The 20,252-nt window shown below is 51.2% G+C and carries 25 protein-coding genes and 2 pseudogenes; 20 read left to right on the top strand and 7 right to left on the bottom strand.

Annotation, left to right across the window (positions count from 1 at the left end; translation table 11 throughout):
• Together L692_RS27460 and L692_RS0100890 are read left to right on the top strand one after the other, a co-directional pair.
• Positions 1-199: FtsW/RodA/SpoVE family cell cycle protein (locus L692_RS27460; protein ID WP_036721229.1), on the top strand; the 199-nt coding region annotated here is incomplete at its 5' end.
• 62 nt (positions 200-261) lie between these two features.
• Positions 262-804, top strand: a complete 543-nt coding sequence (locus L692_RS0100890) for a hypothetical protein (protein ID WP_025696342.1) — start codon at positions 262-264, stop codon at positions 802-804.
• Positions 805-889: 85 nt separating this feature from the next.
• Here L692_RS0100890 and L692_RS0100895 read toward each other — a convergent pair whose 3' ends face one another.
• Positions 890-1,324 carry a DUF4395 domain-containing protein gene (locus L692_RS0100895; RefSeq protein WP_025696344.1) on the bottom strand — a complete coding sequence of 145 codons (435 nt, stop codon included), beginning with the start codon at positions 1,322-1,324 and terminating at the stop codon, positions 890-892.
• Positions 1,325-1,498: 174 nt separating this feature from the next.
• On the opposite strand from L692_RS0100895, the gene L692_RS0100900 reads away from it, so the two are divergent.
• Positions 1,499-2,950, top strand: a complete 1,452-nt coding sequence (locus tag L692_RS0100900; protein WP_025696346.1) for a DHA2 family efflux MFS transporter permease subunit — start codon at positions 1,499-1,501, stop codon at positions 2,948-2,950.
• Positions 2,951-3,122: 172 nt separating this feature from the next.
• Here the strand turns inward: L692_RS0100900 and L692_RS0100905 are convergent, their stop codons facing one another.
• Complete coding sequence (locus L692_RS0100905) at positions 3,123-4,574, bottom strand: IS1182 family transposase (protein ID WP_025696348.1); 1,452 nt, start codon at positions 4,572-4,574, stop codon at positions 3,123-3,125.
• A 291-nt stretch (positions 4,575-4,865) separates the two neighbouring features.
• Between L692_RS0100905 and tnpA the strand changes: the two are divergent.
• From tnpA to L692_RS30445, 3 genes and pseudogenes are all read left to right on the top strand, one after another.
• Positions 4,866-5,217 (top strand): annotated as a pseudogene (gene tnpA, locus L692_RS30950) (IS200/IS605 family transposase).
• Positions 5,218-5,269: 52 nt separating this feature from the next.
• Positions 5,270-6,325, top strand: coding sequence for an RNA-guided endonuclease InsQ/TnpB family protein (locus L692_RS0100910; RefSeq protein ID WP_025696350.1), 1,056 nt, complete (start codon positions 5,270-5,272; stop codon positions 6,323-6,325).
• 159 nt (positions 6,326-6,484) lie between these two features.
• Entirely contained in the window at positions 6,485-7,462 is a 978-nt protein-coding gene (locus L692_RS30445) for a hypothetical protein (protein ID WP_025696352.1), read from the top strand.
• A gap of 60 nt (positions 7,463-7,522) precedes the next feature.
• Here the strand turns inward: L692_RS30445 and L692_RS0100920 are convergent, their stop codons facing one another.
• Positions 7,523-7,729 carry a DUF1657 domain-containing protein gene (locus L692_RS0100920; protein ID WP_025696354.1) on the bottom strand — a complete coding sequence of 69 codons (207 nt, stop codon included), beginning with the start codon at positions 7,727-7,729 and terminating at the stop codon, positions 7,523-7,525.
• A 208-nt stretch (positions 7,730-7,937) separates the two neighbouring features.
• Here L692_RS0100920 and L692_RS0100925 point away from each other — a divergent pair, with 208 nt between their 5' ends.
• Positions 7,938-8,798 (top strand): DUF421 domain-containing protein, encoded by an 861-nt coding sequence (locus L692_RS0100925; protein WP_025696356.1) that lies wholly within the window; start codon positions 7,938-7,940, stop codon positions 8,796-8,798.
• On the opposite strand, the gene L692_RS0100930 is transcribed toward L692_RS0100925, so the two are convergent.
• Positions 8,795-8,989 (bottom strand): AzlD domain-containing protein, encoded by a 195-nt coding sequence (locus tag L692_RS0100930; protein WP_025696357.1) that lies wholly within the window; start codon positions 8,987-8,989, stop codon positions 8,795-8,797. The two genes, L692_RS0100925 and L692_RS0100930, sit on opposite strands and share 4 nt — an antisense overlap.
• Positions 8,990-8,999: 10 nt before the next feature.
• Positions 9,000-9,119, bottom strand: a pseudogene (locus L692_RS33365) (AzlC family ABC transporter permease); the annotation flags it as partial.
• Between the two features lie 89 nt (positions 9,120-9,208).
• Here L692_RS33365 and L692_RS0100935 point away from each other — a divergent pair.
• From L692_RS0100935 to L692_RS0100950, 4 genes are all read left to right on the top strand, one after another.
• On the top strand, positions 9,209-9,796 hold the full coding sequence (locus L692_RS0100935) for a TetR/AcrR family transcriptional regulator (RefSeq protein ID WP_084463031.1): 588 nt from the start codon (positions 9,209-9,211) through the stop codon (positions 9,794-9,796).
• Positions 9,797-9,853: 57 nt separating this feature from the next.
• The gene (locus L692_RS0100940) at positions 9,854-10,564 is read left to right on the top strand and encodes an SDR family oxidoreductase (protein ID WP_025696361.1); all 711 of its coding nucleotides are present in this window, start codon (positions 9,854-9,856) and stop codon (positions 10,562-10,564) included.
• A gap of 61 nt (positions 10,565-10,625) precedes the next feature.
• Positions 10,626-11,897 carry an MFS transporter gene (locus L692_RS0100945; protein ID WP_036721233.1) on the top strand — a complete coding sequence of 424 codons (1,272 nt, stop codon included), beginning with the start codon at positions 10,626-10,628 and terminating at the stop codon, positions 11,895-11,897.
• A gap of 162 nt (positions 11,898-12,059) precedes the next feature.
• Complete coding sequence (locus L692_RS0100950; RefSeq protein WP_025696365.1) at positions 12,060-12,470, top strand: bacteriohemerythrin; 411 nt, start codon at positions 12,060-12,062, stop codon at positions 12,468-12,470.
• A gap of 119 nt (positions 12,471-12,589) precedes the next feature.
• Here L692_RS0100950 and L692_RS0100955 read toward each other — a convergent pair whose 3' ends face one another.
• Positions 12,590-12,928: a winged helix-turn-helix transcriptional regulator gene (locus L692_RS0100955; protein WP_025696367.1), complete on the bottom strand. Its 339-nt coding sequence runs from the start codon at positions 12,926-12,928 to the stop codon at positions 12,590-12,592.
• Between the two features lie 168 nt (positions 12,929-13,096).
• Here L692_RS0100955 and L692_RS0100960 point away from each other — a divergent pair, with 168 nt between their 5' ends.
• The 7 genes from L692_RS0100960 to L692_RS30450 all read left to right on the top strand — a co-directional run bounded on the left by L692_RS0100960 (position 13,097) and on the right by L692_RS30450 (position 18,087).
• Positions 13,097-13,651, top strand: coding sequence for an NAD(P)H-dependent oxidoreductase (locus L692_RS0100960; RefSeq protein WP_025696369.1), 555 nt, complete (start codon positions 13,097-13,099; stop codon positions 13,649-13,651).
• Positions 13,652-13,677: 26 nt separating this feature from the next.
• Entirely contained in the window at positions 13,678-14,391 is a 714-nt protein-coding gene (locus L692_RS0100965) for an SDR family oxidoreductase (RefSeq protein ID WP_025696371.1), read from the top strand.
• A 187-nt stretch (positions 14,392-14,578) separates the two neighbouring features.
• Complete coding sequence (locus tag L692_RS0100970; protein ID WP_025696373.1) at positions 14,579-15,715, top strand: metallophosphoesterase; 1,137 nt, start codon at positions 14,579-14,581, stop codon at positions 15,713-15,715.
• Positions 15,716-15,805: 90 nt separating this feature from the next.
• Positions 15,806-15,970 carry a hypothetical protein gene (locus tag L692_RS32275; protein ID WP_198027686.1) on the top strand — a complete coding sequence of 55 codons (165 nt, stop codon included), beginning with the start codon at positions 15,806-15,808 and terminating at the stop codon, positions 15,968-15,970.
• A 232-nt stretch (positions 15,971-16,202) separates the two neighbouring features.
• Positions 16,203-16,583, top strand: a complete 381-nt coding sequence (locus tag L692_RS0100985; RefSeq protein WP_025696374.1) for a GntR family transcriptional regulator — start codon at positions 16,203-16,205, stop codon at positions 16,581-16,583.
• Positions 16,580-17,443 carry an ABC transporter ATP-binding protein gene (locus L692_RS0100990; protein ID WP_025696376.1) on the top strand — a complete coding sequence of 288 codons (864 nt, stop codon included), beginning with the start codon at positions 16,580-16,582 and terminating at the stop codon, positions 17,441-17,443. Before L692_RS0100985 ends, L692_RS0100990 begins: the two co-directional genes overlap by 4 nt.
• Positions 17,440-18,087: an ABC-2 transporter permease gene (locus L692_RS30450; protein WP_025696378.1), complete on the top strand. Its 648-nt coding sequence runs from the start codon at positions 17,440-17,442 to the stop codon at positions 18,085-18,087. Before L692_RS0100990 ends, L692_RS30450 begins: the two co-directional genes overlap by 4 nt.
• 115 nt (positions 18,088-18,202) lie before the next feature.
• Here the strand turns inward: L692_RS30450 and L692_RS30455 are convergent, their stop codons facing one another.
• Complete coding sequence (locus L692_RS30455) at positions 18,203-19,018, bottom strand: helix-turn-helix transcriptional regulator (RefSeq protein WP_198027687.1); 816 nt, start codon at positions 19,016-19,018, stop codon at positions 18,203-18,205.
• A gap of 176 nt (positions 19,019-19,194) precedes the next feature.
• Here L692_RS30455 and L692_RS0101005 point away from each other — a divergent pair, with 176 nt between their 5' ends.
• On the top strand, positions 19,195-19,998 hold the full coding sequence (locus L692_RS0101005; RefSeq protein ID WP_025696382.1) for an ABC transporter ATP-binding protein: 804 nt from the start codon (positions 19,195-19,197) through the stop codon (positions 19,996-19,998).
• A gap of 5 nt (positions 19,999-20,003) precedes the next feature.
• A partial coding sequence (locus L692_RS27480) for an MFS transporter (protein WP_036721236.1) occupies positions 20,004-20,252 on the top strand: 249 nt, incomplete at its 3' end.

Here is a 20,252-nt window from a genome sequence, read left to right on the forward strand (position 1 = left end):
GATTCTTGCCTTTCAGCTCGTATACGGAGTGGTCAAATTAAGCGGCCATGTCTTGATTGTAGGATTTCCGCTGCCGTTTCTCAGTTATGGCGGAAGCCATCTGCTGATCGAATACGGCGCGCTCGGGCTGCTGCTTGGCGTCTATCGCAGGAAGGATATCATACCCGGCTGCGCCGTCTCATCCCGCAGGAATTTCTAAAATACCCCGTAGCGTTAAAGGAAATGCTACAATAATCAACAAACCTATCAGGAGGTACACTCATGGGACGGGAAATAGAGCATGTGCCTTACGGCTACGAGCCGCCGGCAGAGAAGCGCAAGGGAACGCTTGTTTATTATGACTCCTTTGAGCATACGACAGATGAAGAACTGAAAGCGGCGGCGCAGGCGGCGCTGGATAAGAGCTTCAGCAAGCTGGTGCTTTATCCGCTGCATGAGGAGACGGTGCGCAGAATGTCCAGGCAGCCCGTAAGCTCCTATTACAAGAGAGAAGACCGTCTCCACGAGTGGAAAAGGGAACAGGGCGCTTCCGGCATTACTGTGGAGAATCTGGAGGGCAAGCGGAAAAAGTATACGCCGATCGACTCGGCTCTGAGACATCTGACCGAGCGTTATCCGGCTCCGCATTTTCTCTATCTCACGCCGGAAACGGCCAATCTGTTCGCCTCGTTCTCATCTTTCGAAGAATGGATCAAGAAGCTGCGCCTCTTGTTGACGGAAGCGCCGCAGAGTCCGCATCCCCGTCTGGACAAGTTCCGGCACCGCTGGTCGGTCGCGGGTGAAGAAAGCGGCAAGGTGCAGTGATTGTCGGAGTGCGGGGCGACGGGGAGGATTGATGCCGGTGCTCCAATCTTCTCCAGATCCGTCCATACCAAAAACAAGGCAGCCATCAACGGGGGCTGCCTTGTTTCCGTCTGTACGTATACATTTTCCATTGATAATGGATGAAGCAGCCGACGCAGAAGCCGAGTATGGCGACAAAGGCCGCCGCAGCTACTATAGCGGTGAAAATATAGGCGGTGGTTAACCAACCTGCGAGATAACTGATGAGCCCGGCGGCCAGACAGAGCACGGCGATCGTCTGATTAAACTGCTGCTGCTCCTCATCTTCAAGAATATAGGCGGAGCGGTCTTTCCTCAGAAACCGGGCGGAGAGCTTGATCACAGGATTATACCGGAAGGCCAGGCCGAGCAGCCCTGCGGCAAGCGGGATGGCCAGAAACCAGTAGAAGCCGGTAATCCAGGTTAGCAGCACGGACACCACAATAACTGATTGATTGACCCTGACCAGCGGTCTGGGAATCCCTTTTGATGGTTCAGCCATAATACCCACCTCGCATATTGGAATAATTTCATTATAATAGTTTCAAGACCATTTTTAAAGTAGTACACGTTGACTTTTAGTTTGAAATTGTGATTTCATTATGTAGACCGCTTTGGCTTTTAGTTAGAGAGAAATAGACTGAAATAGCAGGAGGAATTAAGTGTGGGAGAAACAATGCAATCCGCAGCCATAAATCAGGATAAAATCAGAAAGATGCCCATCCTGATCGCGCTGCTCCTGAGCGGCTTCATTGGCATGTTCAGTGAAACGGCGCTTAACGTCGCGCTTAGTGTAATGATGGAAGTGCTTAAGATTACACCGGCCACGGCGCAGTGGTTGACGACGGCCTATTTGCTGACACTGGGAATTCTTGTGCCCATCTCGGGGCTGCTGTTGCAGCGGTTCACGACAAGACAGTTATTTATCGCATCCTTGTCCTTCTCCATCATTGGAACGGCCCTTGCGGCCGTAGCGCCAAGCTTCGAATACTTGCTGGTTGCCCGTGTCGTGCAGGCGATGGGAACGGCGCTGCTGCTGCCGCTGCTGTTCAATACAATTCTGGTGCTGATTCCGGCTGAAAAAAGAGGCGCCGCCATGGGCATGATTGGCCTCGTCATTATGGTAGCTCCGGCCATCGGTCCGACCATTGCCGGTCTCCTGATTGAGCACCTGAGCTGGCACTGGATTTTCTGGCTGTCGCTGCCGTTTCTTGTCATCGCGCTGATCTTCGGGATGATATACATGCAGAATATTACGGAGGTCACCAAGCTTGCCATCGACTGGTTCTCGATTCTGCTCTCCACCGTTGGCTTTGGAGGCGTCGTATTCGGCTTTAGCAGCGCTGGCGAAGAGGAAGGCTGGAGCAATCCCAAGGTGCCCATAGCCATTATCGTTGGATTGGTGTCGCTCGTGCTGTTCGTATGGCGCCAGCTGACGATGAAGCAGCCGCTGATGAATCTGCGCGTGTTCAAGTATCCGATGTTCGTTGTCGGATTGCTGATGATTTTTATCTGTATGATGGTTATCCTGTCCTCCATGCTGATTCTTCCGCTGTATCTGCAGAATGGACAGGGCTTCAGCGCGTTCAAGGCCGGGCTTATGCTGCTGCCGGGCGGACTTATCAACGGCTTGATGTCGCCGCTGATGGGCCGGCTGTTCGATAAATTCGGACCGAAGTGGCTTGTCATTCCGGGGCTTGCCATTGTCGCCGCGACGCTGTGGTTCTTTGCGGACATTAATCCGGCTTCCTCGGTGGTCTTCACAATCATTCTGCACAGCGCGCTGATGATCGGCGTGTCGATGGTGTTCATGCCGGCGCAGACGAATGGAATCAACCAGCTGCCGCTTGAGCTGTATCCGCATGGCACAGCCATTATGAACACGCTCCAGCAGGTGGCCGGGGCCGTTGGCACCGCGCTGGCGATCAGCATCATGACGGCTGGCTCGAAGAGCTATCTGAAGGGCGTCGCGAATCCGGAGGACCCGGTTCACTTCATTCCTGCCTTTACCCAGGGGGTTCAGCACGCCTTTATCTTCGCGACGTTGCTAACCCTTGTCGGGCTCGTTATCGCTTTCTTCCTGAAGCGCGTCGCTGTGCGCCATCCGCAGGAAGGCGCTATGCACTAAACGATACACGGAACGTTCACGAAGCCCTCGGCGCCAAGCGGAGTCCGCTGAAGAACTTACGCATTTTCAAGTGATCGAATACAGTCCAAACAAAAAAGAAGATGTCTATGCCCATATAGTGGGAAAGGCATCTTCTTTTTGTAGGTTATTTGGGCGGTATTCCCTGCTACCCTTACTCAGCGATCTTAAATATCCGCTTTAAGTTGACTGCGAATATGGCCATCGCACCTTGTAACTGCATGCCAAGCAGACCCGAGGATATGGCTACATCATACCCGTGTCTATGTTTGAGCTCGCTGTTCTTCGCTTCAATTTTGTACCGTTCCTTGGTTTTGGTTTTAAAATACTCCGTTTCTTGGAACGTCATTTGTTCTGCGTGTTCATCGGATTTTATGGTGACGGAGTAAGTCTTGCTGCTGGCACCCTCTTGGTAACAGCCTTCCTTGAACAGACATTGCTTGCATTTTTCGACATCAAAATAGTAAGTGTCTCGTTGGTTTTTGCCACGGCCTTTCTTTCCCTGCCGAGCCTTTCGAATGGCTAGATGACCGGCCTTGCAGACATACATGCCTGCATCCTTGTTGAACAGAAATTCGTCTTCTTTTTTGCGGGTTCCCTGTGTAATGTTCGGATTAAGCTTAGATATCAGTTCGAGATCATTGTTTTTTGTATACGAAATGTTATCCTTCTCAGAGTAGGCGGTATCGCCGATTACTGTTTTGACCTCCACACCGGCCGCTTGGCTTTTCTCGATCAGCGTCTGCAGCTGTTTTCCGTCATTTTTCTCGCCTGTGGTGATCACAGCTGCTGTTATGATGCGTTCCTCGGTCATGGCCAGATGCGTCTTGTATCCAAAGAAGGCGGAGTCGGCACTTTTGTGTCCTACTCGCGCATCGGGGTCCGCTGTCAGACGAAGCTGCTCAACGTCATCCTCAACCGTTTCCTTCAGCAGGTTAAGCGGCTCCAGCACTTTCGGCACTTGTGCAATTCCGGACTCCGCCTCGATGAAGGTAATGAGCTTCTGGCAATACGCTATCTCGTTTTCGAGCACATCGCTCGTGTTCTTAGCCGGCATTTTGACTTTAACCGTATCGTCCATGGAGTAAACGGCTTTACGCAGTTTCCGTGCTTGATCTTGCAGAATCTCCTGCGGCGACTTTTGATTGTAACGCGCTTTTGTATGCGTGGCATCCACAATGATAGATGTGCTCTTTAAAATATCCTTCTCAATGGCAAGTTCTACCGTCTTGCCGATAAGCATGTCTAGGAGGTTAATATCCTTTAAGCGAAGCTTTCGGAATTTCGTCAGAGAACTCGAATCGATTACCGGATCCTCCGGCGCCATACCCAGAAAGTACTTAAAGGACAAGTCATATCTTGAACGCTCGACGATGTCAACGTCAGACAACTCAAAAATAGCTTTCAGCAATAAGTATTTGAACATACGAATAGGATCGATTGCGTTCCGACCGTTATCCAAGCAGTATTTATTCTGTAATTCCTCATAAATAAAATCGAAGTCCACCAGCTCATTAATCTGACGCAGCATGTTGTCCTTGGGCACCACGATGTTATACAATTCCGCGTACGGACTTAGCATCAGGGTTTGTTGTTGCCGAATCATTTGCTCACTTACTCGCCATTGATGCTTTAATTATAAACGAGAAAAGGTACAGTCTCCTCAATTTCTTGAGTGATTGTACCTTTTTCTAAGAAAGGGACTTTTTCAGTGGCCTCCGCCAAGCGCCGGGGGCTTTTTTCACAGCAACGGGCTCGCCTTCAAGGCGTATCTGGATTCGTTATATATCGAACGGGTGCAACAAAATGGGGAGCTTGCGCGTCTAGGGGGTAATTACAGAAAGCATGGGTGCACATCCTTGTTGCAGTTTATTAAGTGAAATAACACAATGTAGTTATGGGACAACCATACAGGACTACCAAAACAACCGTATCCTTAATCAACTATCATTTGATTTTTTGCCCGAGATACAGGCGTAAAGTGCTCGTCAATCAGGTGGAGACTCAGTTCAAACAGCTGGCTTCCGAAATATGCGATGAAAACGATTGGATGCTAATCGCAATGGAAGTTATGCCCGATCATGTGCATATCTTTATAAACGTACTGCCAACTAGATTTTCGAGCGAAAATCATGGCAAAACTGAGAGGAATAACCTCTCGCCGCCTTCGTGGTCAATTCAAGCACCTGAAGCACTTGCCTTCTCTTTGGACACGTTCCTATTTCGTTAGTACAGCAGGGAACATTTAAAGCGAAACCATCAAGCGATACGTGGAAGAACAAAAGACAAGAGGGTGAAACCATGCAGACGGTAACGATTCAAATCCGCATATTTCCAGCCCATCCGTCTGTGTTGGTGGATATGGGCAATGAGTACATTCGGACAGTCAATGAGCTAACGGAACAAGCAGAAGCATCTGGAACGTTTCCAAAGCTAACTTCAAAGACTGTCCATGCGAATCTGCCATCTGCTGTAAAGAATCAACTCATTCGAGACGCTAAAAGCCTATTTCAGAAGTCCAAGAAGAATAAGAAGCGCCCCATTCTCAAAAAGCGCGTGTACTACGTCAATAATCAAAACTATGCAATCGGAGACGATAGCCTCTCTTTCCCTGTTGTCATGGATGGAAAAGTACAACGTCTTGTTGTCCCTGCACTTCTTTCTGATCGGGAGCGAGACATGCTTTCTAACAGCAAGCATGGACTTCTGCGCGTTGTTCAAAAATCGGCTAAATGGTTTGTTCAAGTCTCCATCGTAAGACCGACTGAGCAAGCGGCAGGTGATGGAATCATGGGCGTTGATTTAGGTTTGAAAGTCCCTGCCGTTGTCGTAACATCCAGTGGCAAGACGAGGTTTTGCGGCAATGGCCGCAAGAACAAGTTCATCCGCCGTAAGTACAACACCCACCGTCGCAAACTAGGAAAACTCAAGAAGCAATCTGCCATTCGTAAACAGCGTGACAAGGAAAGTCGCTATATGAAAGACCAGAACCATAAAATCAGCCGCCAGATCGTGAATATGGCTATTCAAGAAAAGGTGTCGATCATTAAACTGGAGAAACTGGCTGATATTCGCAAGACGACAAGAACAAGTCGTAAAAACGCTAAGAATCTGCATAGCTGGTCGTTCTATCAATTGCAAACGTTCATCACATATAAGGCGGCATTAGCTGGAATCAAAGTCATAGAAGTCAATCCAGCCTACACTTCGCAAACCTGTCCGTCATGCGGTCAACGGAACAAAGCAAAAGATCGAGCGTATCAATGCGACTGTGGATATACAGCACATCGAGATCGAGTAGGTGCAATCAACATCATGCATAAACCTGTGGCGGATGGTAACAGTCTGTCAGCCTAGATAGCTATATGCTCTGATCTAGGATGGGCTATTGAACTAGCCCTTAACTTAGCCGTTGGGCAAAGCGGAAACGTATGCGCCCGTTAACTAGCTAAGAATCCCACCCTTTCAAGGGTGCGGAGGTTCAAACTCCATAACAGCAGAGAGAGAAGGGTGCATATGAAGAATCTATTCGAGACGTCCGCCAAATTAAAAAGAGGGGCGCTGCTCGGTTTGGCCATCGCGCTTGGCGCCGGTGCCGCAGCGGCCGCATTTCCCCCATCTGTATCAGCGTTAAAGGCCGTAACCGCAGGGCAAAGTCAAAGTCTGGCCGTATATAACCAGTTCCAGAAATATGTGAAGAACTCGGCAAAGACGCCGGCAAGCTTGATCCAGGCTCGCAATTATCTCCTCAATCATATAAAAGAAGCCGATTCCTGGCGGGCTACACTCATGGTGCTTCAGCTCGAAAATGCGCAAAAGGCGAGACTGGACGCTTTTTCAAAAAAGCTCTTCCCGGAAAAGGTGCAGAAGACGATTGACAGCGCCGTCCGCAAGAACGGACCGCAGGCCGGGCTCACCTACAGCAACTTGATGAAGAGGATTACTGATCCCGGTGTTCGCGCCTTGTTAACCGAGACCTTCGCTTACGGCTACAAGCTGGAGACCAGTGAGGGTATGTATTATCCTGTGATGCACTACGAGGGGTTCAAGCCTTTCAAGCCCTATATCGGAAAAGATATCGCCGCCTACATTGATCTGATGGCTGTCGATTCCAATAAACCGGCCCTGAGCGACGCGGCCATTGTGATTTCATGGGATGAGCTGATTAACCGCGGGCTTGCCCTCGAATCCTTCGTGAAGAAGTATCCGAAATCCAACCGTACTGCGGCGGTCAATGACCGGATGAAGCTGGTTAGAACGTTTGTGTTCTATGGCTCCAACAATACACCGGCCTACGAATACGGCACAAGCGGCGAACCGACAACCATCGATCCGGAGCTGAGACAGGCTTATGAGAAGGCGGTGCAGAACGGGGCGGGGGACAGCCGGATTTTGAAGACGATTCAGCGTGTGCTGGGGCTTCTGGATGCGAGCGGCAATCAATGGAACGGGAATATCGAGAAATTTTTACATGACTTTAATGAGTTGGGATAATAACGAAACGAAAGGCCTCAATCCCCACTGACGTGGAGAATGGGGCCTTTTCATTTTGTGTTAGAATCCTCTGTATTGCGGTTCTTCTTTTTCCAGCTCCTGAACCCGGTTTTCTACTTGCTGAACGATTTGCTGGGTTTGCTGCGCGGCCGAGGTGAACAGCGTTTTGGCTTGCTGGTTCTGCGTGCTGAGCGCGAACTGTTCAAGGCTTGCTTGAGCGCTTTTCAGCGAAGAAAGGCAGGTCTTTACATCTGATGCTACAGTCATTGTCAATTCCTCCTGTGTTGGCGTTAATGTATTGGCGTAATAACCGTGAGCCGTCCACTAATATTTGCTCCTTTTGCTGCAATTATTCACCGGCCGGTTTGAGTCAGTATGGGTTGGGCACAGAAGCTAAATTCGAATAGTTTGCGGTGTTTCGAGAAATAATGAACTTGCTCAACAACTGCACGAGACAAGAGGAGGATGCTGAAAAATGCCGACTTGGCTGGAAGTTATTTTTCGGACCATATTCGCTGTGGTCGTACTTTTTCTGTTAACGAAGATCCTTGGCAAGAGACAAGTATCCCAGCTTTCTTTCTTCGAATATATTACGGGGATCACACTTGGCAGCTTGGCTGCTTACATCTCGCTGGATACGGACAAGAACTGGCACCTGGGCATGATCGCGATTCTGGTATGGGTCGCCATTTCCTTCGGGATCGAATTTCTGCAGCTTAAAAGCAAGAAAGCCAGAGATTTCGTTGATTTCAAAGCGACCGTGCTGATCAAGGACGGCAAGATTCTGGAAGAGAATTTGAAAAAAGAGCGCCTGACGACGGACGATCTGCTGGAGCAGCTTCGGTCCAAGAGCGTGTTCAAGGTTGCCGACGTGGAGTTTGCGATTATGGAGGCGAGCGGACAGGTCAATGTGCTGCTGAACCGCGAGAATCAGCCGCTTACTCCCAAGCATTTGGGAATCAAGGTCGCTCCGGAGAAAGAGACTCAGGCCGTCATTATGGACGGAAAATTAATGCCCGAACCGCTCGATATGATGGGGAAAACGCCGAAATGGCTGATGGGTGAACTGGAGAAGCAGCAGCTTAACCTCCAGGATATATTTCTGGGCCAGGTTGACTCCTACGGGGAGCTGACGGTCGATTTATACGCCGACAGCGTTCAAGTGCCGCAGCCGCAGGAGAAGCCGCAGCTATACGCCCTGCTCAAGAAATGCGAAGCGGACCTGGAGCTGTTCGGGCTGTCGGCTCAAAACAAGAACACCAAAAAGCTGTTCGAGCAGTGCTCGTCCCAGCTTCAGGCGGTGATTGCAGAGCTTAAGCCGCTGCTGACAACTTAAAGCGCCAGACGCAGCAGCATCAGCGATACGATTCCCGCCGCAACCGTTCCGAGCAGGCTGCGCGTTGTAATGGCGACAAGAAAGGCGGGAACCGCCGCCATTAGCTCCAGATTGCTTGACAGCGGGACGAGCTTGCCGTCCCGGACAAGCAGCTCCTGCGCCACCAGAGCCGCCATGATGGACACCGGCACATGACTTAGCTATCCACCTCTCGCTGACTCTTTGGCGCCTGGCCGCTTCATTAATGGCGACGCCGAAGGTCTCATCCGTAAGAAGAGCGACAAGGAAATTGCGAAGCGGCGTCAAATGGCGGAAGTAAGGCCATATTGTCAACAATCAAATGAAATTTTCAAAATAATACTTGACTGTTCGTTCTTAAATAATTAAGATGGATTCAGAGAGGAGGAGTGATGATGGCGAGACCTCGGGAGTTCGATGAAGAAACAGTATTGGATAAAGCAATGGAACTGTTTTGGAGCAAAGGCTTTGAAAAAACATCAATTCAGGATTTATGCGAGCATACCGGAGTACACAGAGGCAGCTTGTATGAAACGTTCGGGGATAAGAATGATTTGTTTCTGGCCGCGCTTGACCGGTTCCGGCATCATTCAGCGGGAAAATTGTTTGCGGTGTTGGAGGAGCCCGGCAATCCGAAGGAGCAGCTTGCCGCCTTTTTCGAGCGGCTGATCGAAAGGTCTATGGACAACGCAAATGAACGGCGCGGCTGCTTAATTGCCAATACGGCCGTCGAGCTGGCGCCCTTCGACCCCAAGGTGGCGAGCAGGGTGGAGGCAAGTCTGCTCGATATGGAGAACCGCTTCTACAGCTTCCTGCTCCGCGCGCAGAAGGAAGGCGGGCTGAAAGGGAAGCGTAATCTCCGCGAGCTGTCGCGTTTTCTAGTCGGTGTGAAGCAGGGAGTCCATATTATGGCCAAAACGACAACTGACCCCAAAACGTTACAGGATGTATATAAAGTCGCGCTTTCAGCTATATTTTAATTTTTTTTACCTAATTAAAGAATGAATATTCTTGAATAATAATCAGGAGGAATAACAATGACTCAAAAAATCGCTTTGGTTACCGGTGCTAATAGAGGTCTCGGACTGGAAATATCCAAACAACTGGGCGCGCTAGGCATCACCGTTCTGATGGGCGCCCGCACGCTCTCCTCGGCAGAGGCGGCTGCGAAGCCGTTGTCAGCTTCGGGCATTGATGCGGTCGGCATTCAGTTGGAAGTTACGAACAAAGACGATATCGAAGCGTTAGCCGAGTGGATAGACCGCCGCTATGGCAAGCTGGATATCCTGATCAATAATGCAGGCATCGTGCTCCGTTCGTCTGGAGGAAATCTGGACGCTTTCCGCCAGACCTTTGAGGTTAATACGTTTGCTCCGTTCTTACTCACAGAATCGCTGCTTCCGCTGCTGCTGAAGAGCGAGGCGGGACGCATCGTGAACCAGAGCAGTGCGATCGGCTCCATTACCTTAATGCATACCAATGAAACGGTACGTAAGCTCGGAGATCCGGCATATGCCGCATCCAAGGCGGCACTGAACATGCTGACCGCTTATTGGGCGCAGAAGCTGGAGGGCACCCCACTGAAAGTAAATTCGGCTCATCCCGGACTGGTACAGACGGACATGGGCGGAGCCAATGCGGAAATCCCGGTAGAAGAAGGCGCCAAGACGGCTGTGGCCCTGGCAACCATTGATGCTGACGGACCGAGCGGACAGTTCTATTATATGGGTCAGCCTCTGCCATGGTAATTGTAGGAATGTAGATTGTATGATATAAAGCAATGATAGAGATAAGGATAGGAGTGAAGGGATGCCGTTAATAAATAAAGCTCCCCGGTGGTATTATGGGTGGACTGTGGTTGCGATTGTTTTTCTCGTGTTGCTGGTATCGGCAGGCATCAGTTCGATTCCCAGCGTATTGATGATGCAATTTGAACATGAATTTGGCTGGAGCCGCTCCGCGGTGTCCGGCGCATTGTCCATTCGCATATTTCTGTACGGGTTGATGGGACCCTTCTCCGCCGCGCTGATGGCCCGCTTCGGCGTTCGCCGCATCATGCTGCTGACGATGAGTTTGCTGACAATCAGCCTTGCGTTAACGTCGTTTATGACGGAGCTCTGGCAGTTCATTGCGCTTTGGGGAGTTGTCATAGGCCTGGCCACCGGGGCACTCGCCAATGTGCTGGGCGTTACGGTGGCGGGCCGCTGGTTCGTGAAGCACAGAGGGCTCGTTGTCGGTATGCTTACAGCCAGCGCGGCGACGGGGCAACTGCTGTTCCTGCCTCTACTGGCGAAGATCTCGGTTGGCCTCGGCTGGCGGTTTTCCATTTACACAACCATTACGGTGCTGCTCGTGCTGATTCCCATAGTGGCGATTTGGATGAAAGATCATCCTCACAGTGTCGGGGTTCCTCCGCTTGGAGAGACGGAGATTGCAACGCCTGCACCGTTCCATGGCAATTTATTTCTCGCTCCGCTGCTTGCGCTGAAGGATGCGGTGAAGAGCGGCACGTTTTGGCTGCTGGCAGGCACTTTTTTCTTTTGCGGCTTCTCCACCAACGGCCTTATCGGCACGCATCTGATCCCGGCCTGCGGCGACTTTGGCATCCCGGTTGTAACGGCCGCAGGGCTTCTCGCCTTGATGGGGATGTTCGATATGATCGGTACGACGCTGTCGGGCTGGCTGTCCGACCGTTTTGACAGCAGATGGCTGCTGTTCTGGTATTATGGCCTTCGGGGATTGTCACTTATCTTCCTGCCCTACGCGCTTGACGGTGGTTACACGCTTATGCTGGTGTTTGCCGTGTTCTACGGGCTGGACTGGATTGCAACCGTACCCCCGACCGTCAAAATTACCGCCGATCATTTCGGAAGAGAAAAAGCGGGGATGGTATTCGGCTGGATTCTGGTAGCTCATCAGCTCGGCGCTTCCGCGGCCGCTTACGGGGCCGGAGTGATGAGACAATGGCTCGGCAGTTACACGGTTCCTTTCGTTACCGCAGGCTTTCTGTGTCTGTTCGCTTCCCTGATGGCAGTGAGAGTGGTCAACGCGCGTAAATCGGCCGCAGCTCTTAAAGCCTGAGAATTCAGGCTTTTTCTGCGCAGAGGCTGAGGCTTTCTCGCTGTTGAAACCGGTTCAAAAAAACAGTTGTCGTGTGATGTTGTTAACTGTTTTTTCCAGTCGAAAGAGAGAGAATAAAGAGCAGAATAGTGTGAATTTTATGGCAGAGGATGCGATGCGGACATGATAGCCTGGAGGGAATCATACGAAATCGGAGTGGAGAAGATCGATTGCCAGCACAGACAGCTGCTGGTCAAGCTGAACGAGTTCTTTGATGCCTGCTCGAATCAGCAAGGGCGCGAGAAGATCGAAGAAACGCTCAAATTTTTGAAGGACTACACGATTGAGCATTTTGGAAGTGAAGAAGATTTGATGAAGGACATCCACTTCCCGGAATTAGCCGAGCATCAGAAGGAGCATGCCGATTTCGTCAAGACTGTTCTTGAGCTGGAGGAAGCGATCAAGACCAAAGGCGTCTCCGTTCTCACGACCATTAAGCTTAACCGCACTTTGACGGATTGGCTAATTACCCACATTAACAAATGCGACAAGCTGATCGGGGATTACCTGGAGGAACAACGCGCGAAAGCGTAGCTTTCGGGAGTACATAGTTAGCGTTTAACAAGGCGGCAGCAGGCGGGGCGACCTGTGTCCTGAACTGCCGTATTTGCCTACTCGGGTCAGCCGGAAACTTTCCGCGCTGGCCTGTTTTGTTACAGATTTAGCCCGAATCTCTTTAATTCAATAAAAATCCCCTCAAGCCGCTTTCCCTTATCCGTCAACGTATATTCTACGCGCGGAGGCACCTCCGGATATACCTTTCTTTCCAATACCCCATGCTCTTCCAGCTCTTTAAGACGGAGCGACAGTGTCTTCGGACTGATTCCATCCATGGATCTCAGCAGGTCGCTGAATCGCATCGTTCCTTCAATCAGCAAATCCCGAATGATGAGAAAGGTCCATTTGGTCCCGATCACATCCAGCGTTTTGGCAATGGGGCAAGGCTCCCCCGGTGTTCCTTTCGTCAGCACAATCGGTTCAGCTTCACTCATTGAAGCATCCTCCCAACATTTTTTTCGGCTTGATGATCCCATCATAGCACAATAGTATACTTTCGGAAACTATATGGTATTAATATCACTACTTCCCAAAAGGAATTTGCTGCACATATACTATCGTTGTATCGGGCCGATAACAATAAAGGAGATGGAAGAACAGAAATGAAAAATATACTGATTATCAACGGCCACCAAAAATACGGTTCTGCGGAAGGGAAATTGAATCGAACCTTGGCGGACCGCATGGTGAGCCTGTTAAGTGAGAAGAACAATGTGCAAACGACAACGCTCCAAAGCGGCTACAGCATCAAAGAGGAGCAGCAAAAGTTTCTCTGGGCGGATGTTGTCATTTACCAGACTCCAATTTACTGGTTCAGTGTTCCCGGGCTGCTCAAGACCTATATGGATGAAGTATACGAGTACGGCTTATTCTTTAAAGGCGCTGACCAGTATGGCAGAGGCGGGCTGTTAACCGGCAAGAAGTATATGTTCTCGACAACGTGGAATGCCCCGGAGCAAGCATTTAACGATCCCGCGGAGTTTTTTAAAGGGGAGAGTCTGGAAGGCGCAATCGCTCATCTGCATCGGGTACAGGAATTTCTCGGCATGGAGCCTTTAAAGAGCTTCGCTTGCTATGATGTCATCAAAAATCCGAAGCTGGATAAATTTATATCCGAGCTTGATTCCCATCTTGAAGAGGCACTGAATTTCCAATAAATCCAACATAAACAGGAGGAATACCCATGCTGCACAATCAAAAAATCGTTATTATCGGCGGAAGCTCCGGCATTGGTCTGGAAACGGCGAAACAAGCCATTGCGCTTGGGGCGGAGGTGATTATCGCCAGCCGCTCGGAAGATAAACTGCAAAAGGCGAAAGAAAATCTGGGAGCCAAAGCCGCAGCTTTATCGCTCGATACAACGGATGAACAGCAAGTGCAAGCCTTTTTCGCCCAAATCGGCACGTTCGATCATCTTGTCGTCAGCGCCGCAGAGACCTCCGGCGGGCCCTTTCTCCAAACGGACACGGCCCAAGCGCGCCAGTTGTTCGAGAATAAATTTTGGGGCCAATACTATGCGGCTAAGTACGGGGCGCCGAACCTTGCGGCGAACGGTTCCATTACGTTGTTCTCCGGCGTGGTCGCCTATAAATCGATGATCGGATCGTCTGTACTTGGCGCGGTCAACGCAGCGGTTTCCAATCTGGGCCAGACATTGGCTCTGGAGCTTGCTCCCATCCGCGTGAATATCGTGTCACCCGGCATTATTGATACGCCTTCGCGAAGCAAAATGGCCGAAGGCGCGCGCCATGATTTCTACGCAGCGGTGGCTGGCAAGCTCCCGGTCAAACGGGTGGGCAGAGCGGAGGATGTTGCGCAGAGCGTCCTCTACCTGCTCCAAAACGGTTTTGTGACCGGAACCGTCCTTCACGCGGAAGGCGGACATATTTTAACTTAAGGTATGGCGGTAAGAAACAGGGAAGCCGTTCCTCATTCCTGCGGGATCGAGGGGCGGCTTCCTTTATTTTGAACTTGATTACTGACCGGCAATCGCACATACTTTTGGCATAGTTGCTTTTAGCATAACAATGAAGGATGATATTCTATATTCCCTTATAGAGAAATATTGCCAAAGGAGACATAGGATGAAGAGAATAAGATTGTTTCTTTCGATTGCCGGAGGACTGCTGCTGCTTGGCCTGGTCAATTTCTACATCGGCTACCATTTGTGGCTGCTTGTCCGGAATTGGCTGCCCGGAACGAGCCCGGGGGTATTCTGGCCGGTCTTTTGGGTTGTCGCGCTAGCCTATCTTATATGCAGAGCACCCATGCCGGAGGCTCTTAAACCGCTCGCCAGATTTCTCAAAGTTATCGGCTCGTATTATCTGGCTCTGATGCAGTTTGCTATCATTCTGCTCCCCGTTGCTGATCTGTTCTACTGGATTTTGTACCTTGCGGACGCCGATGTTTCCGGTTATATTTCCGAAGCGGGAGCGGTCATTGTGGCGCTGCTTGCTGTATTTCTGGTGTGGGGCTCCCGGAATGCGTGGAGCACGGTGCTGCGCGTTCACTCGCTTGGGCTTCCCAAGCAGTTCGAGAGGAACCTCAAGATCGCCGTAGCCTCCGACATTCATCTCGGCGACATTGTCGGCAACCGGCATTTGAAGAAAATGGTCGACCGGATGAATGCGATGCAGCCGGACATTGTGCTGCTGGCCGGGGATGTGCTCGATGACAGCGTGGAGCCGTTCGTCCGCCACCGGATGAGCGAGCAGCTCGGCAAGCTGAAGGCCCGTTACGGGGTGTTCGCCGTGCTGGGCAATCATGAGTATTACGGCAAGGACATCAAGAAATATACGGATCTGATGAGCGAAGTCGGCATACGCGTGCTTCAGGACGAGGTCGCCGAGGTTGCCGGAGTATATATTGTAGGAAGGAAGGACAAGGCGGCGGAGAGTATGGACAGCGAAGGCCGCATGAGTGTCGCTTCCCTGCTGGAAGGTCTCGATTTGACGCGCCCCGTGATCATGATGGATCACCAGCCGACAGGATTTGATGCCGCCGCTAGAGCGGGCGTCGATGTGCTTCTCTCCGGCCATACGCACCGGGGGCAAATCGCGCCCATCCACTGGATTACAAGACGCCTGTTCGAGCTGGACTGGGGCTATCTGAATAAAGAGAATCTGCATGTTATTGTTTCATCCGGTTACGGAACCTGGGGTCCGCCCATCCGTCTGGCCAGCCGGTCGGAGATCATCGGTCTGTCGCTGAGCACTAATTAACGGAGCTTTATGGACGATCATGCATAATTTCCCCTCCTTACCGCAACACTAACCAGGGTATCACAAGAAATGGTTAAGGAGAGAATTGCGATGAGCCCCGACAAAAACTTGATCAATACCGTTAAAGACCTGGACAACACGGCGCCGACGGCCCATGAGAACAATCAGGTGCAGCAGGAGCAGATGGATAAGCGCAAGGAAATGCTGCGCAGAGACAAGGGCTATAAGGCGAACGAGCAAAGCTCCTACGAGTAAGACGGCACTGTGGGAATACGGCCTCCTGAATTCATTCGGGAGGTCTTTTCAGCTTTTATGAAGAGGTTGCGATGGGATTGCTGGAGCACATTCTGCCATAGGCGCAGGGTGTGCTTTTTTGATGGCGGGAGCCGGATTTCGGGAAAAAGAGGTGAATATCGTTGACAAGAATGAATATATTGTATATATATTATATATACAATAATAACAATGCAGCGGAATGAGGTGGAAGATGAACATTATTTTGTCCAACTCATCGGGTGAACCGATTTATGCGCAGATCGTAACTCAGATTCGGCAGATGATACTACAAGGCGAGCTTGCTGCGGGGTCACCCCTGCCGTCGATTCGCCAACTGGCCAAGGATTTGCAGATCAGCGTCATTACGACGAAGCGCGCATATGAGGAGCTGGAGAGAGAAGGGCTGGTGGACTCGCTGGTAGGGAAAGGTTCGTTTGTATCCGGAATGAATCAGCAGTATATCCGTGAACAGCGATACCGGCTGCTGGAGGAGAAGATGAAGGAAGTGATGAAGGAAAGCGAGCTGCTTGGGATCGGTTTTGCAGAGATGGTTGAAATATTCAGGACGCTTAAGGAGGAGGAAGAAGGATGAGCAGTGTGATTGAAATCCAGGGGATTTCCAAGACATTTGACCGTTTTTCCATGAAAGATGTTCATTTCGAGGTCAATAAAGGCTATATCACGGGGCTGATCGGCCCCAACGGAGCAGGCAAGAGCACCTTGATCAAAATGATGATGGATATGGTGCGACCCGACAACGGGAGTATTCGTCTGTTCGGCAGCAGCCCGGCGGCGGAGCCTTTAATCAAGGAGCGCGTCGGCTATGTCTCGGACGAGAACTTCTATTACGAGCACTTGACCATCAGCCGGATGAAGAGCATAGTCCGTCCCTTCTACAAGCATTGGGATGACGCGGCGTTCAGACGCTATCTCGACCTGTTCGAGCTGTCGCCCAAGGCCAAGATCAAGAATCTGTCCAAAGGGATGAAAATGAAGTTCTCGCTCGCGGTCGCTTTGTCCCACCATGCCGATCTCTTGATTATGGACGAACCGACGGCCGGACTGGACCCCGTCTTCCGCAGGGAGCTGCTGGAGCTGTTAAGCGAACAGATTCTCGACGAGAACAAGTCGATCCTGTTCTCCACCCACATTACGAATGACCTGGACCGGATCGCGGATTATATCGTCTTCCTTAACCGGGGGGAGGTCGTCTTCAGCGAGAGCAAGGATGAGGTGTTTGAACGCTATGTCATGGTCAAGGGAGGACGCGAGCTGCTGGATAAGGATATACGGAAGTTCTTCGTCGGGGTAAGGGAAGGCGCGCATGGGTTCGAAGCGCTGTCCAAAGATCGGGGAGAAGCGAAACGGGCCTTTAAAGACGTCGCTCTGCTGGAAACGCCGACGCTTGAGGATATTATGTACTTTACCGCCAAAGGAGGAAAAAGCGCATGAGCCATATCGTTTCGCTGATCCGCAAGGATGTGCTGCTGTCGGCTAATTATCTTTTGTTCATTGCGGCTTATCTTGTCTTTCTATCCTATACGACCATGCAGAACGACTTATTCAGTGTAAGCTTGTTCGTGACTATGCCGTCCATCCTGCTGCTGGTCAATTCCTGTATGCAGGATGTCCGCAATATGAACCAGAGATTTGCGCTCAGCCTTCCGGTGCGCCGGAGCCAGATCGTCACCGCCAAATATATCTCCATCGTGCCTTATCTCCTGTTTGGCATAGGCTGTACGGTCCTTTCAAGCTTAATCCTGAATCGGTTGGGGCATCCGCTGGCGATACACTGGAGAGATTTCGGATTTACGGTCCTGCTGGTTCCGGCAAGCGCGGCGGTCTATCTGCCCATCTACTACTGGCTCGGCCCCAAGGGGCAGCAGATTGTGAACACGGCGTTCTTTATGATTATGTTCTTTGGGTCCATGAATCTTAATGAATTGATTAAAGCCCAGCCCTGGCTCGGTGATTTTATTTCAAATATTTCCCGGTTGAGTTTGAGGGAGGGGGTCGTGGCCGGGCTGCTGTATATCGCCTTTATCCTCGTCTCCTATATCATCTCTCTGCGCATCCTGTCCACCCGGGATTTATAGCATTTAAGCAGCGCCATAATATCAAGCGAAAAGGCTTCACGGACAGGTTTTGTCCGGCGGAGCTTTTTTTCGTCAAATGGGGGTTGCCGCGCGAAGGAGGCCCTTCATCAGCCGGTCAGCCCATCTTTCGCTCCAGGCGGTATTGCTCCGGGGCCATGCCGGTGATTTTCACGAAGGCCCGGTAGAATTGGCTGGTTGAAGCAAAGCCGAGACCGGCGCTGATCGCGGAAATCGTTGCTTCGGTATATTCAAGCTCATACTTGGAGCGCTGTATCCGCAGACGAAGGATATATTGATAAGGCGAGAAGCCCGTCACCGCCTTGAAGGAGCGTATAAAATGATAGCGGCTCCGGAGAGCCATTGACGACAATAGCTCGATGCTGATGGATGATGTATACGAAAGATGTATGTATTCCAACACGCGGTCCATATACGGATCTCCCGTACGGTGAAGCTCCGGCAGGCATGGAGGATTCTTGTCCGGACAGTCCCCTCTTTTCAGATTGCGCGTGAGATATAGCAGCACGCCCGTCTCCGTAAGGCTGCGCCGGCTTCGATCATCCCCATCGGTTAACAATAGCGGGGCAATCCATCTTTGGAACTCTGCATTCAATTCGCGGGGATTGATGTCCTGCTCCACGGTGATACAATCCGCTTCCTCATGCTGCAAAGTCTCCCACAGCGAAGTGCGCATCTTGATCACGATGGCGCAGCTTCCCTCATCGACCCGGATTTGATGCTCTTGCATCGGCTTGTGGACTATTCCTGCGCCCTCCGGGATGAACCCGGATGTGCCTTGGGTAATGACGGACGAGCCGCCGCGAACAGCAAAGGTCAGTTGAACCCAGTTCTCATGAACATGGGGAATCTCTTCGTAATGTTCTTCCAATCTGCACAGCTCGATGTTCTCCGTCACAACTTGCATTTTCATCAGCATTCACCCCGTCCCATTATAGCATGATAGCAATAATTTAAGACAAATTGAGCAATATTCACATCGACATTTACACCTGGCATTGTATACAATACGATATTGCAGATGCGACTGCCGGTATAGCTTTTGCGGTCAGGTCCGATTATTTTGAGCAGAAAAGAGGTTACAGGGGAATGGACTGCATTTTGAGGGTAAGCAACGTCTCTTGGAAAAGGGGGACGACGACGCTGCTCGACCGGGTGAACTGGAGCATAGAAAAGGGGCAGCATTGGGCGCTGATGGGACTCAACGGCTCAGGAAAAACGACGCTGCTGAATATGATCAACGGTTACATCTGGCCGACCGAAGGGGAAATTGTTGTGCTCGGCGAGCGCTTTGGCGAGATTGATCTGCGGGAGCTCCGCAAGTCCATCGGCTGGGTCAGCTCTTCTCTTCAAGAGAAGCTGCACGGCTCGGACCGGACTCAGCATGTCGTAATCAGCGGAAAGCACGCCTCGATCGGACTGTACGCGCATGCGCCGGAAGAGGATTTCGAGCGGGCAGGGACATTAATGAACAAGCTCGGCTGCGGGCATTTGTGGGACCGCGATTACCGCACCTGCTTGCAGGGGGAGAAGCAGAAGGTGCTGATTGCCCGCGCCCTGATGGCCGAGCCGAAGATTCTGATTCTGGACGAGCCGTGCAACGGCCTCGATCTGTTCGCCCGTGAACGGCTGCTGGAAAGCATTGAGGAGCTGACCTTGAGCGAGAACGCTCCTTCGCTTATTTATGTGACCCACCATACGGAGGAAATTCTGCCCGCCTTCAGCCATACGCTGCTCTTCCGAAAAGGCCGGGTGTTCGATTCCGGCGCAACGCGCCGCATGCTGAACGAAGAGACGCTCAGCCGTTTTTTTGAAGCGCCCGTCTCGGTGGAACAAAGCGCTGGACGAACTTATATTTTTCCCGGGAATAACAGACGGGTCAAAGGAGAATGAACGCAATGGAAACGTCATATTCTGTTAATCCCCGCGCCGAAGCCAAGGAACGGTTTCCGCTCGCGCTGTTGTCCCTGACGCTTGGCGCTTTCGCGATTGGAATGACCGAATTCGTCATTATGGGCATTCTGCCCAATGTAGCTGAAGATTTGCAAGTGTCTATCTCCTCGGCGGGACAGCTCATTACCAGCTATGCGCTGGGCGTCGCCATCGGAGCTCCGATTCTGGCGATGCTGACTCACCGGCTGCCGCAG

The sequence above is a fragment of the Paenibacillus forsythiae T98 genome, assembly GCF_000520735.1.
Taxonomy (GTDB): domain Bacteria; phylum Bacillota; class Bacilli; order Paenibacillales; family Paenibacillaceae; genus Paenibacillus_AQ; species Paenibacillus_AQ forsythiae.